The sequence below is a fragment of the Candidatus Neomarinimicrobiota bacterium genome, from assembly GCA_034716895.1.
Lineage (GTDB): Bacteria > Fidelibacterota > UBA8477 > UBA8477 > JABMPR01 > JABMPR01.
Genome location: JAYEKW010000109.1, coordinates 1 through 13,012 on the forward strand (window position 1 = coordinate 1; position 13,012 = coordinate 13,012).

The 13,012-nt window shown below is 45.6% G+C and carries 10 protein-coding genes; 2 read left to right on the forward strand and 8 right to left on the reverse strand.

Annotated features, from left to right (window positions below; translation table 11 throughout):
• Positions 1–142: 142 nt before the first annotated feature.
• The 8 genes from U9Q77_06745 to U9Q77_06780 all read right to left on the reverse strand — a co-directional run bounded on the left by U9Q77_06745 (position 143) and on the right by U9Q77_06780 (position 7,625).
• Positions 143–577 (reverse strand): SoxR reducing system RseC family protein, encoded by a 435-nt coding sequence (locus U9Q77_06745; GenBank protein MEA3287057.1) that lies wholly within the window; start codon positions 575–577, stop codon positions 143–145.
• Positions 578–594: 17 nt separating this feature from the next.
• Positions 595–1,464, reverse strand: a complete 870-nt coding sequence (locus tag U9Q77_06750) for an RnfABCDGE type electron transport complex subunit B (protein ID MEA3287058.1) — start codon at positions 1,462–1,464, stop codon at positions 595–597.
• A 262-nt stretch (positions 1,465–1,726) separates the two neighbouring features.
• Positions 1,727–2,299: an RnfABCDGE type electron transport complex subunit A gene (locus U9Q77_06755; GenBank protein ID MEA3287059.1), complete on the reverse strand. Its 573-nt coding sequence runs from the start codon at positions 2,297–2,299 to the stop codon at positions 1,727–1,729.
• Positions 2,296–2,976, reverse strand: a complete 681-nt coding sequence (locus U9Q77_06760) for an electron transport complex subunit E (protein MEA3287060.1) — start codon at positions 2,974–2,976, stop codon at positions 2,296–2,298. Before U9Q77_06760 ends, U9Q77_06755 begins: the two co-directional genes overlap by 4 nt.
• A complete protein-coding gene (locus U9Q77_06765) occupies positions 2,973–3,581 on the reverse strand; it encodes an FMN-binding protein (GenBank protein MEA3287061.1) in 609 nt (202 codons plus the stop codon). Before U9Q77_06765 ends, U9Q77_06760 begins: the two co-directional genes overlap by 4 nt.
• Complete coding sequence (locus tag U9Q77_06770) at positions 3,578–4,636, reverse strand: RnfABCDGE type electron transport complex subunit D (GenBank protein MEA3287062.1); 1,059 nt, start codon at positions 4,634–4,636, stop codon at positions 3,578–3,580. The genes U9Q77_06765 and U9Q77_06770 overlap by 4 nt, the downstream gene beginning before the upstream one ends.
• A 4-nt stretch (positions 4,637–4,640) precedes the next feature.
• Entirely contained in the window at positions 4,641–5,996 is a 1,356-nt protein-coding gene (gene rsxC / locus U9Q77_06775; GenBank protein ID MEA3287063.1) for an electron transport complex subunit RsxC, read from the reverse strand.
• A 288-nt stretch (positions 5,997–6,284) separates the two neighbouring features.
• Positions 6,285–7,625, reverse strand: coding sequence for a DUF4140 domain-containing protein (locus U9Q77_06780; GenBank protein MEA3287064.1), 1,341 nt, complete (start codon positions 7,623–7,625; stop codon positions 6,285–6,287).
• 110 nt (positions 7,626–7,735) lie between these two features.
• On the opposite strand from U9Q77_06780, the gene U9Q77_06785 reads away from it, so the two are divergent.
• Entirely contained in the window at positions 7,736–9,169 is a 1,434-nt protein-coding gene (locus U9Q77_06785; GenBank protein MEA3287065.1) for a replication-associated recombination protein A, read from the forward strand.
• A gap of 15 nt (positions 9,170–9,184) precedes the next feature.
• Positions 9,185–12,823 (forward strand): putative LPS assembly protein LptD, encoded by a 3,639-nt coding sequence (locus tag U9Q77_06790; protein ID MEA3287066.1) that lies wholly within the window; start codon positions 9,185–9,187, stop codon positions 12,821–12,823.
• Positions 12,824–13,012: the final 189 nt, after the last annotated feature.

Sequence of the window (13,012 nt, forward strand, 5' to 3'; positions counted from 1 at the left end):
GTTGCACCCGTAGCTATTCGCATTTAATCCCTCCGGGATTGTTATATGCCTGGTAAATATTCCTAACATCGTTTGCCCACACAATTTTTCTTGCTATGGTTCCAGGTACGCATTTAGGGGAAGAACCGTAAATAAAAAAGCATTAATCCTTCAGAGCAACAATCCTGAGGTACTTTTCAGGAATACTATCCGTGATCCGTTGTACCATCCGACGGGCAACAAAAAAACTGATACCTAAGCCAAGCAAGGCTGTCAAAAAAGCCATCAATTCTTTTGGAAACAACGACTGAGGCAAAATATAACCTAAGATAAGACCACTCAAAAATAAGAGCAGGGGAAGTCCAAATTGAGTTAAAGCCAGGTGAAGTTCTAAATTTGACCCTTCCTCTATTCGAATTCTTTGACCGATTGAAAAGTGTCCAGAATTTGGCATGGTAAGGCTTTGGCCGGACTGTTTTCCTGGAGAGCAAATCACTTTCAAACTACAGTTATCACAGGCATTTCTGACTGAGAAGGCGATAGTTATTTGGGTATCATCCAGCGCTTGGACAATACCAGTTTCCCCATTAAAAAGCATGAGTTTCCAACTTTCCGTTAGGCACTGAGCGCTTCTTTTTCATGTACAACCCGGGTTGTTATTGAGGGATCATCTTCCGGCACACTTTCCATGAGAACAATGGCCTGGGTGGGACATTTTGCGGTAGGTAGTTCATGGGTTTGACCATAAAGATGATAGTCAATTCTGGCCAGATTGTTTTCCATGGTCATCAGGCCTTCATCAACACCTCGTACACACAGAGAACAGCCAACACAGGCTCTGGTACAGACCTTGCGAGCATCTCTTGGACTATCCTGGTTTTTACAGGCAATGAAGACTGTATCTGAAACAGGATGCATTTCAATAATATCCCGAGGACAAGCTTCGGCACAATTGCCGCAACCGGTACATTTATCTTCAATAATGACCGGCAGGCCATTTTCACTCATATACATGGCATCGAAGGGACAGGAGTCTACACATTCACCATAGCCAAGACACCCGTAGAGACAAAGCTTGTCACCACCACCGGTGATGTGGGCAGCCGTGCATTTTTCAATACCAAGATAATCACCTTTGCTAGCGCTTTCATAGTTACCACCCTGGCATAAAACCCGGGCCACTATCTTTTCGCCCTTGGCAGCTTCCAGACCCAGGATACCGGCGATGGTTTCCCGAGCATCATCATTGCATACCGGGCAACCACCAAGGCCTATCTCGCCATTAACAATAGTGTTGGCAAAACTTGCGCAACCAGGGAGTCCGCAACCACCACAATTGGCGCCAGGGAGTGCGTCCAGTACCTGAGAAATCCTGGGATCTTCCTCTACGTGGAATTTCTTATTGGCAACGGCCAGGCCGGTGGCAAACAAAGCCCCCATACCACCCATGCTGATCATTGAGATTGTGACTGATGCAAGATCCATTATTCTAATTCCTTAAGCATTGACGGCCTCGCAAAAAGTCCCTCTCGCAGGGCGCGCAGAGCCGCAAAGTGTTGATTATTATAAACATACGCCATATTTCCATAACCTATTAAAATTATTGTAGTTAAGTCGATATTCATGTTTTTTCAAATACTTTTTGCGGTTTCGTCAAACATTAATAAAGCAAATATTATGGCCACAAAGACACGAAAACACAAAGGGCTTAAAAAGTTTAGTGTCTTTGTGACTTCGTGGCAAACAATTAGATCATCCCTGCGAAACCCATGAAAGCCAGGGCTAACCCGCCGGCCACGATCATGGTGATGGCTGCTCCCTGGAAATATTTAGGAACCGGAGCCAGTTCAAGCTCTTCCCGGATACCAGCCATGATCACCAGCGCCAACGTGAAACCCACACCGGCTCCAAGACCAAAAACCACACTCTCGAGAAAACCATAATTTCGGAGTACTGAGAAAAGGGCTAACCCCAGAATAGCACAATTGGTGGTAATTAAAGGCAGGTAAATTCCCATGGTATCGTAAAGAGGTTTGCTCACTTTGCGGATGAACATTTCCACCAACTGTACCAATGAAGCAATCACTAAAATAAAACTGACATACTCCAGGATTTCCATTTCAAAAGGCACTAACAGGAGATGATAGATCAACCAGGTGACCACAGAAGAAATGAGCATGACAAAAGTAACAGCCAAACCCATGGATACAGCTGATGACACCTTTTTTGAAACGCCCACAAAGGGACAGATTCCTAGAAAATAGGAGAGGACAAAATTGTTGACAATGGCTGCAGAAAAGAAAAGCAGGAAATAACTCATGCTGTTGCCCTCCGATCATTAGACCCCGGCGTAGCTGCTGTACCTTGACGTTGCGGGAATCGAAAACGGAAAAGCGAAGACGGGTCATTATACCAGTTTGCCAGAGCAATCAGGAGACCTAGTGTGAGAAAAGCACCAGGTGGTAGAATCATGACCATCCAGGGGGTGAACCAATCACCCATGACCGTGAATCCGAAAATACTTCCTGATCCCAAAATCTCCCGGATGATCCCCAGAACCACCAGCACAAAGATAAAGCCCAGACCCATGCCCAGGCTATCAACCAGGGATCGCCCGATCCCATTTCGGGATGAAAAAGCTTCCTGGCGACCCAGGATCAGACAATTCACTACGATCAGGGGAATATAAGGTCCCAGAGTGGCACTGATCTCTGGAAAAAAGGCAGCCAGAAAACGATCGGCTACCGTCACAAAAGTAGCGATGATAACGATATAGCCTGCGATCCTGACCTGATAAGGAATAAAATTACGCAAGGCTGAGATCATCAAACTAGACATCAATAAAACAAAGGTTGTTGCCAGACCCATTGCCAGGCCATTCATAGCCGCATTGGTTACAGCCAGAGTGGGACACAGACCCAAAAGGCTGGCTATAACAGGGTTTTCTTTCCAGAGACCTTTGACAAATTCAGTTTTCAGAGATACTGACGTGCTCATGATTCAGATCCTCCCTTGCTTGTCAGGATGGCTTTCATTTCAATAATGCGTTTGTTTAGGATGTCAGTGACTGCAATAGAAGAAATCGTTGCACCGGTAATGCCCTGAACTTCAAAATTTGTACTGGGCTTGGCATTTTTTACAACCACAATTTCAGGATCAACATGAATTCCCTTAAATTGATCTGGAAACCAGTAAACATTTTGCTTATTAGAGGGATCAACCACGATTTTGGTGCCCAAACCAGGTGTTTCGATTTGTTCCAGCACCTTGATACCAGTGAGTTGGTTTAGATCCGGGGTCAGACCAACCATGATACGGAGTTCACCCTGAAAACCACTGCCCACGGCCATAAAGGCAATTCCGACTGGCTGTTCGGAATCGTTTTTTGTGCCGATATAGATGGTTCCAGCATCAGTTTCCCGAGTTTCATAAAGGTCATGGGCTGGCAGGACTTCACCGATGGCCTTCTTCAAAGCTTGTTCACGATGGTAAGCCACTTTGGGCTTGGTGTACATATCCCAACCGGCCAAAATACCACCTGACATCACTGTGATGAGGGTCAAAACCAGAATCATACGGGTAGATAATGATAGCTTGTTCATGCGCGTATCTCCCCGAAAAATTTTGGTCTGGTATAGCGATTTATCAGCGGTGTTAAGGCATTCAGTAAAAGAATTGAATACATCACCCCTTCTGGTAAACCACCAAAGAGACGAATGATCACCAATAAAAAACCGGCTCCGGCACCAAAGATCCAGGCTCCCTTGGCAGTAACTGGTGAGGTTACCATATCAGTGGCCATAAAAAAGGCACCCAACATGAGACCACCGCTGAAAAGCTGGAAAACGGGAGTGGGATAAGTTTCCGGTGAGACCAGCCAAAAAACACCACTAACCAGGAATACAGAACCCAAAAAGCTTAAGGGAATGCGCCAGTCAGCGTATTTGCGTATCAGCAAATAAATTCCTCCAGCTAAAATGGCAATGGCTGAGGTCTCGCCAAGCGAACCGCTGATATTTCCAGTAAGCAAACCAGGCAATTCGCTGGTGATGGTTTCAAATTTAAACAGACCCAGAGGGGTGGCGGCGGTGATGCCATCGACCTCAGCATAACGAGCAGTGAGGGGCCAGGTCCAGGTGGTCATTGGAACCGGAAAACTGGCCTGGAGAAAGGCGCGACCCAACAGGGCTGGATTAAAGATGTTATACCCCAACCCACCAAAAACATGTTTTCCAATAATAATGGCGAAAACCGAGCCTAAAACAGCGCCGCCAATAGAGAAAGACGGGGGTAAGGTCAAGGCCAGTAATAAACCGGTAATAGCTGCGGAGCCATCCGGGATGGTAAAAGCCTCTCCTTTGATCCGATTCACGATCATTTCTGAAACGACGGCCGCCAGAACACTGCTAAGGATGATTCCTGCTGCAGCCCACTGGAAATAGATCAAAGCCATTACAGTAGCCGGGATCAAAGCCAGAATGACATTCCACATGATCGTTGGAACGGTATCTTTAACATGGAAATGAGGTGAGGATGCCAAGATCAAGGGATGATCTGGTTTATACAATTTTGCTCTTGGATCCCTCTTTGGTTTAACTGGTTTCACGGGCTTTGGTGTTTCTTCGGGCTGAGATTGAGCAGGATTATTATCAGTCATAACACTAGGCCTTGGCTTTGAGTTTATTTTGTTTTTCAGTGATCTTGACCTTACCCACCCGGATCCACTGAACCAGTGGAATACCAGACGGACAGACAAAAGCACAGGAACCACATTCAATACAGTTAAACACCCCCCAATCTTTGCACTCATCATATTTGGCTGTTTCAGCCAGACGGGAAATACGAGTTGGAACCAGATTCATGGGGCAAACGGTAACACAGGAACCACATTGGATGCAGGGATAATGCCGAGTCTTTTTAAGTTGAGATGACTCGAGGCAGACAATACCAGAAGTAGCTTTCAGGGTTGGAACATTGAGATCATACTGAGCCAGACCCATCATGGGACCGCCCATAAACACTTGCGCTGTTTCTCCTTTTAACCCGCCGCAGGCATCAACACAGACCTGAAAAGGGGTACCGATGCGGGCAATAATATTGCCTGGTTCTGTAATGGCATCTCCAGTGACTGTGAGCATGCGCTGAATCAGAGGCTTACCTTCTACAACGGCCTCATAGACAGCCAGAGCCGTGGCAATATTGTTTACAACGACACCGACATCCATGGGCAAACCGCCATCCGGTACTTTGCGTCCCAGGGCAGCATCGATGAGCATTTTTTCAGCACCTTGAGGATATTTGACCTTTAAGGGCTGTACTTTGAAATTGAGGTTGAGCGCCTGAACACGCGCTTCCATAACAGCGATTGCATCGGCTTTGTTGGTCTCAATGCCAATAATCCCCTGTTTAATATCCAGGAGTTTCAGCATAATGGCCATACCCTTGAGGACCCGATCTGTTTCTTCAAGCATATTTCGATGATCGCAGGTCAGAAAGGGCTCACATTCGCAGCCGTTCAAAATAAAGTGATCAACAGGCTTGTCTTTAGGTGGCGACATTTTGACGTGGGTTGGAAAAGCCGCACCACCCAAGCCAACGATACCAGCTTCGCGTACAATCTTTTGGAGCTCTTCAGGTGGAGTATTTTCCCAGTTTTCAGGAGTGGTAAGCAACTCCCAGTCATCCTCATCGCCATTTCGTTTAATATGGATCATGGGCACCTTGCCGCCCAGAGGGTGGGGGAATGAGCTGACAGCTACGACCTTACCAGTGATGGAAGCGTGGATGGGGCTGGAGACAAAGGCTGAAGTATCAGCAATTTTTTGACCTGTTTTGACCAAGTCACCTTTTTTAACCAGTGACTCACAGGGTGCGCCGATATGCTGTTGCAGGGGTATAAAGACTTCATCAGGCAGAGGCAGAACCCGGGAGGGGCTGGAGCAACTCATGTTTTTAAATTCGTCTGGATGAACTCCGCGACGAAAAGTGCTTAGATTCAATGTTCCAGAATTAGACATAGGCAATATTTTTCCTCTCAAATGAAGGTGAATTCACAAAAAGGTGGATCATGGGATGGAGCAGAGGTGTTTCCATGCTGGAAAACTATGGCAAAAATAAGACCAGCTAAGTCTGTTTAATGATAAACAAGGAAGAAAACATCATTTAGCTAAGATATTGTATCTATAGCATGTAAAAGGTCATTAATGATTAAATCAGCAGTTGATTATTGCAAGCATTATTCCCGATGAAAAACTTTTGTAAACAACCATGAGTTCAGTTGAATATTGTCCACTTTATTGCTTGAATTATCGCTGCTTATGATGCGTTGTATAGGTTAAAACCTGTTCTGTATTTGCCGGAACTGAAATTGTGAATTTCACCCGGGATGCATCCAGTTTTTCAAAGGAATGGGATTGATTCTTGATCGTCCAGTTGTCATAGCCAATTCGCTGAATAACATCTATTTCAATAGCCTCATCCTTGCGGTTTGCCAGCGTAATCTGGATATCTTCTTCACGATGCCGATTCTGCTTTGATCGCCGATCGATGACCGCGCGTTTTCCTTTAACATCAAATGCTTTTCCCACCTCAAAAGTGACCAGGTCATCTTTAGATGTATGTTTCAAATTGTCCTCACCAATTAGTTCAAGAGCACCATCTATGTCCTTTTTGAACAATCGGACGATGCCTCCAGGTAGGGCTACTCCTGTGCCCGTTACCTTGTCATTGGTAAACATGATCTTAATTGGAATATTACTGAACGCGCTACCCCCATTTTCATAAACAAAACGTTTGGCGGTTTTAATACTGGTTGGGTTAAGCCATTGAATCTGCTTTTCTTCCATATTGTTTACATCAACGAGAAAAGCAATGTCATATAGATGGTACTCGAAGAATCCCCGCTCTTCCACAACAGGCGCCATAGTTGCCTTCATAAAACGCGCGGATTGAACTCTGTCCAGCATGGCTTCAGGACGAGCCTGGTGCAAATCACCAGCGATCAGTTTCAGTTTAGTCTTCTTATATATTTTTCCCGACTTGTTATTCAGATTGATCCACGAACTGAGATCCATTTCACACTCATCATTATTGATCACAGCCACATATTCAGCTCGCCAGGAAATGCCACTTGTCAAATAGGAAAGATCAAGATCATATTTCCCCGCTTTTTGTGAGTTGATAGACCAGGATAATGTTGGACGAACATACAGACGTTCTTTGGGAGCGGGACACTTGATTGAGCCGATATAATTGCGTTGAATGATATCTATACCAGAACGGGTTTTAAGTACCAACGTGGTTTTATCGTAACTTAGGAGTTCTCCACTGGTTTTTTTGTCGTTCTGCAAGATAGCCGTGACTTCAGCCCCCAGATATTTTTTCAAAAGTTTATTCTGGTTGACCAGATCGTAACGATAATTCTGTTCCAGAATCTGAAGCCCCTGTTTGGAACTCAATTTCACGGAAGAAGGGTTCAGGGTCTCAGCAACATTCTCGATCTCGATCTCAGAAACTCCCTCTGGAAGTTGACGTGTGAATTGCTCTTTTACCAGGGCTTGCCCATGATTGTAAACGGTGAGCTGGGTTTGGGATATTCCCAAAGAGACGAACAATAACAAAGGTAAGCTTTTTGAAAAGGTTGACATGATCTAATCCCTTCTGATATATGGTTTAATAACCACGAATACAATTCTCTTAATATTAGACAGATCGCCCTAATTTTGTAACAAAATCTTTGAAAGCGTCTGGAGATGATTTGCACCTTTTTCCTGCATCTAAAACGGTTAATTTTAAAGCCATGAGTCTTTTTAACAACACAAAAAACCCCCGCACTCTGCCACCCCTGGCCGAACGGATGCGACCGAACACCATGGAAGCTTTTCTGGGGCAGCAGCATCTGGTTGATACAGATCGGCTGCTTGCCAAAGCACTCAAGTCGGACAGGCTTTTTTCGATCATTCTCTGGGGTCCCCCGGGAAGTGGTAAGACCACCCTGGCCAAAATCATCGCGGGTCAAAGTGAGGCTTTGTTTTTTGAATTGTCGGCTGTTTCTGCTGGCGTCAAAGATGTTCGGGTCGCGCTGGCAAAAGCTAAAGCCTCACGGGAAATGGGTAAACCAAGCATCCTGTTCATTGACGAGATCCATCGGTTTAACAAGGCACAGCAGGACGCCCTGCTCCAGGCAGTGGAACACGGTGTGATCACCCTGATTGGTGCCACCACCGAAAACCCCAGCTTTGAAGTGATCTCTCCGCTTCTGAGCCGCTGTCAGGTCCTGAAACTAAAGCCCCACGACAAAGCAGACCTCAAATTGATCTTAGAGCACGCCCTCAAAGACGACCTCTTTCTCAGCACCCAAAAGATCATTTTTGAGAATGATGCCAAAGATTTTCTGCTCGAGTCGATCTCAGGTGACGCCCGTCGTTTACTGAATGCCCTTGAGATCAGTGTTTCTGTGGCCACTCCGGATCGGGAAGAAGATCAAACCATTACCATCACCGAAATACATGTTCGGGAAGCCCTGCAGAACAAACATCAGCTTTACGATAAAACCGGAGATTATCACTATGATACCATCTCAGCATTTATCAAAAGCGTGAGGGGCAGTGATCCTGATGCTGCTCTTTACTGGCTGTCGGTCATGCTGGAAGGGGGCGAGGATGCTCTATTTATTGCCCGCAGACTCATTGTGTTGGCATCTGAAGATATTGGAAATGCTGACCCCCAGGCTTTAACTCTGGCAACATCCGGATTTCAGGCTGTGCATGCTATTGGTTTACCAGAAGGAGCCATTGTTTTATCTCAGGTCACAACTTATCTGGCATCCACCACAAAAAGCAATGCCAGCTATCTGGCTCTGCGCAGCGCCCAGAACACTGTTCGGGAAGAGGGCGCCCGATCAATTCCATTACATCTAAGGAATGCACCAACCAGCCTTATGAAAGAACAGGACTATGGAAAAGGCTATCGGTACCCCCATGACGCTCCGGGACATTTTACAAGGCAGAATTATTTCCCGGATGATCTAAAGACCAGACAGTTTTACCACCCCAGCACCGAAGGTATTGAAAAACGGATATACGAACGTCTGGTGAAACTTTGGGGCAAACGTTTTGAGAACAAGACACCGTCCTTCGACGGGGCTCAGGAACCTTCCTTCGATGGGGCTCAGGAACCTTCTGAATCATAAGCCATACAATCTCTGATGCCTGTCACCAATAGAAGTCCACGTTTCAACCCCGGCTGGATCTGTCTGATACTGCTTTTCAGCATCTCATCGCTTTGGGCTGCTCAAGGGGAAAAGCTGGAACTGATCAGGGCTGATAAGATCAAGTCATTCACGCGTAATGGTGAAACATATAGACGGCTGGTTGGAGATGTAAAATTACGGCGAGGGGATGCCATTCTAACTTGCGAACTGGCTGAATTTCAGATGGAAAAGGATGAAGCAATTCTCAGTGGTCAAGTCGTCATTATAACTCCCGATTCACGCCTCCATGGAAAAACAGCCCATTATTATGGCGACAGAGAATATGTCGAACTATTGGGAGACGCTCAGTTCGAAGATGATCCCTACCTGGTCACAGCCGAAAAGTTGGGTTATTACATTGATCTGAAAAAAGTATTGGCAACAGGGGTTCCGGTTTTAATCGATAGCGGTTCTACACTGACAGCCGATACCATTTACTATTATGAAGAGACTCAACTGGGTGATGCCCTGGGGCAAGCCAGCATGATCAACGACACTGATAGCCTTAGTGTTTACGGTGAACACTTGTTGTACTACTCCGGAAAAGATTCTCTGCTCAGTTACGGTGATGCTGAATTTATAAAATGGGCTGATGAAGATACTACCTTACGGATTGAATCAGACAGCCTTAGTCTGGAGGAAGGCTATTTCTTCGCCTGGCAAAATGTAAAATTGACCAACGGTGATGCTGTAGGGACATGCGGGCAGGCTGTCTATATGCGGGATGATGATGTGGCCATCATGCGGGATGACCCCGAATTGCGAGAAGACGATTATTTACTGAGTGGTGATATCTTTAATCTATATATGCAGGATGGCGAACTGACCTCGGTCTACGTCCCCGAAAACCCCCACTTTACTCAAGAGAAGCAATTGGGAGATACCAGCTATACTGACTGGTTGGACGGGGAGATCATGGCCGTTGAATTTCTGGATGGGCAACCCCATACGGTTACGTTGATGGAAATGGCGACCTCATTTTTCAATGTAATAGAAGAGGATCGATTTAAAGGTTCAAATAAAGTTAGTGGTGACACCTTGTTCATTTTATTGTCTGATTCCAGCATTTCTGACATTACGGTTACCGGGGGAGCAGAGGGCAAATTCAACCCGGCTCCCCAAGCAGCTGATATTGAGTTTCCCATTGATTATAAAGCAGAGCATATCGCATATAACATGCAGCATGAAACCACATTGCTCCGGGAAAACGCCAGCATTAACTATGGCGACATGTCCATGCATGCCGGTCAAGTCGGGGTGTATTGGCGCCAGAATCTCTTAAGAGCGCGCAGTCTGGTGGATACGGTTGGTTCAATGGATCTCCCCGTGTTGAAACAAGCCGGGCAAGAGGATTTCAGGGGTAAAACCATGGTCTATGACCTGCAAACCCAGCGTGGAAAAGTAATTGCCGGTCGCACGAAGATGGAAGATGGAAACTATTTTGGCGAAGAAGTCACCCGGGTCAATCAGGATGTCTATCTCATGAAAGATGGCTATTACACGACCTGCAGCCTGGAGGAACACCCCCATTTTTATTTCTACAGCAAGCAGATGAAGCTTCTGACTGACAAGATCATCATTGCCAAGCCGGTGGTTTTGTATATTGCAGAGATTCCTGTTTTTGCTCTACCCTTTGCGGTGTTTCCTCAGAAAAAGGGACGCACATCGGGCTTTATTTTACCCTCTTATGACTATCGTCCCAATAATGGTGGTCGTGCTATCAAGGGCTTTGGCTATTACTGGGCCATGAGTGATTATTCAGATTTAAAAATGACCGGGACCTTTTGGGATCAGTATGAGGAGTTTAACCTGAGGAGCGTATTGCGTTACAAGAAGCGCTATCGCATCAATGGTAAAATAGACGCGTCCATGGTTTCAGAACGCAATGCCTTGAATGATCCGATAAACTGGAAATGGAAACTCAATTTCAATCATAATCAGACCATAGACCCCAGTTTTTCTATTAGAGCAAACGGAAAACTTTCTGGAGATGCAAATTTTGATAGAATCTATAATCATAATCAGGATGAACGTCTGAATACGAAATTGCATTCCGGGATATCCATCAATAAAAAGTTTGAATCGATCAAGAGCACCATTTCTCTCAGCGGAACCTATGATGAAAATCTACAGGTAACTCGTCGTATCGGTGAGTCCCCAGAGTCCGCCGGGATCAAGCTTACTGGTCCAAGACTGGCGCTGCCTTCTTTCAGGTTCAGTCGGTCTTCCTCGGCAGTTATTCCAATCAAGGGGAATGAGAAACACTGGTATAACAGCTTTCGCTGGGGCTATAACAACACCTTTAACAATAAGCGAAATTGGAGTTATCTTTCCTATGATAATCCGGACTCAACCTCTGTAGACAGTCTCCTATGGGAAGAAGATATTGTAGATACTCGTACCTGGAATCACAGTCTGAGCCTCTCTGGAGACACTCCTGTGATGAAGGTTATTAAGCTGGTGGGCTCAGTGAGTTATAAAGATGTCTGGGGTTTTCGATACTTGGATCCTGTGTTGGATGATAACGGATATGCAATAGTGGATACAGGTTATGATGCTCTCGAGACCCGGGAGATCGAGGGATTTATCAGACGGGGAACCTTTAGCACCAGGGCTAGCCTGAACACCAAACTGTATGGCATTTTTCCTGTGCATCTGGGACCCATTCAAGCTATTCGTCATACGCTGACACCATCGATTTCGCTTAATTACACCCCGGATTTTTCTACGGATTTCTGGGGCTATACAAAAACGCTGACAGACACCACGGGTGCAGTTCATACTTTCGACCGGTTTGTTGGCAGTGACCTGGGTGCTACCCCTGGTAGAGATGCTTTGAGTATGAGCTACAGCTTGAACAACGTTTTTGATTACAAAATGTTTAGAAATGATGTTGAAAGTAAGTCGCAATTCTTCACCTGGAGACTTGGCGGCTCCTATAATTTTAAAGCTGATTCATTAAAAGCATCTGATATTAACAGTAGTTTTAAGATCAACCTGGGGAAGAATTTCAAATTAAGTCCTCGAACCACTTTCGAACTTTATGAACGAGACTCAACGGGGAATCACAAGATTAATACTTTTCGTTCACCCCGGATGACTCGTGCTGGTTTCAGCTTCGGTTTTAGACTGCAGGGGGATGCACCGGGTGGTCTGCGGTCTGCTCAAGGTGAAGATCTGATAGCAGCAGATAGCGTGGAGACCGAAATGGTTGGAGACTTTATCCAGGATCAGGCCCGGAAATCCACAGGAAGCAAGGGTGGTCAGCCAGCCTGGACAGCCAACTTTAGTTTTAGCTACTCTTACAATCATCACAATCCTCTGGAGGAGGCAAAGCAAACCTTTAACCTGGGGACCTCGTTCAAGTTCAATCTCTCAGAGAACTGGGGGCTTACCTATAACCCCAGATTTGACCTGATAGACAAAAAGCTGGTGAGTGGATCAGTAGGCGTTACACGTGATCTACACTGTTGGAAGATGACCATCTCCTGGACACCCATGGGACGTTGGGGTGGGTTGAATATCCTCATTCGTCCCAAAGCCCAGCAACTTCAGGATCTAAAGGTTGAACATACTGCAAACAGAAGGTATTAGGTTTGATTGAAATAACAGTTTATGTCTCCTGGTGGTGACAGGGCATTGTTTTAGTGAAAGCGCAAGATTTTGCGGCTCTCTTTTGCGAGCAAAAAAATAAATAGTGCACCAAAACATTCTGAAGTAACTCTAGATTAGGCGTAGATTTTTTTTCGTTCAGGATTACTTTTAGTCCAAGTAATACAAACC

Coding starts and splice junctions, on each gene's coding strand:
- U9Q77_06755 (MEA3287059.1), bottom strand. CDS start 2,299: ATGAGTTATTTCCTGCTTTTCTTTTCTGCAGCCATTGTCAACAATTTT.
- U9Q77_06770 (MEA3287062.1), bottom strand. CDS start 4,636: ATGACTGATAATAATCCTGCTCAATCTCAGCCCGAAGAAACACCAAAG.
- rsxC (MEA3287063.1), bottom strand. CDS start 5,996: ATGTCTAATTCTGGAACATTGAATCTAAGCACTTTTCGTCGCGGAGTT.
- U9Q77_06745 (MEA3287057.1), bottom strand. CDS start 577: ATGCTTTTTAATGGGGAAACTGGTATTGTCCAAGCGCTGGATGATACC.
- U9Q77_06780 (MEA3287064.1), bottom strand. CDS start 7,625: ATGTCAACCTTTTCAAAAAGCTTACCTTTGTTATTGTTCGTCTCTTTG.
- U9Q77_06760 (MEA3287060.1), bottom strand. CDS start 2,976: ATGAGCACGTCAGTATCTCTGAAAACTGAATTTGTCAAAGGTCTCTGG.
- U9Q77_06750 (MEA3287058.1), bottom strand. CDS start 1,464: ATGGATCTTGCATCAGTCACAATCTCAATGATCAGCATGGGTGGTATG.
- U9Q77_06765 (MEA3287061.1), bottom strand. CDS start 3,581: ATGAACAAGCTATCATTATCTACCCGTATGATTCTGGTTTTGACCCTC.
- U9Q77_06790 (MEA3287066.1), top strand. CDS start 9,185: ATGCCTGTCACCAATAGAAGTCCACGTTTCAACCCCGGCTGGATCTGT.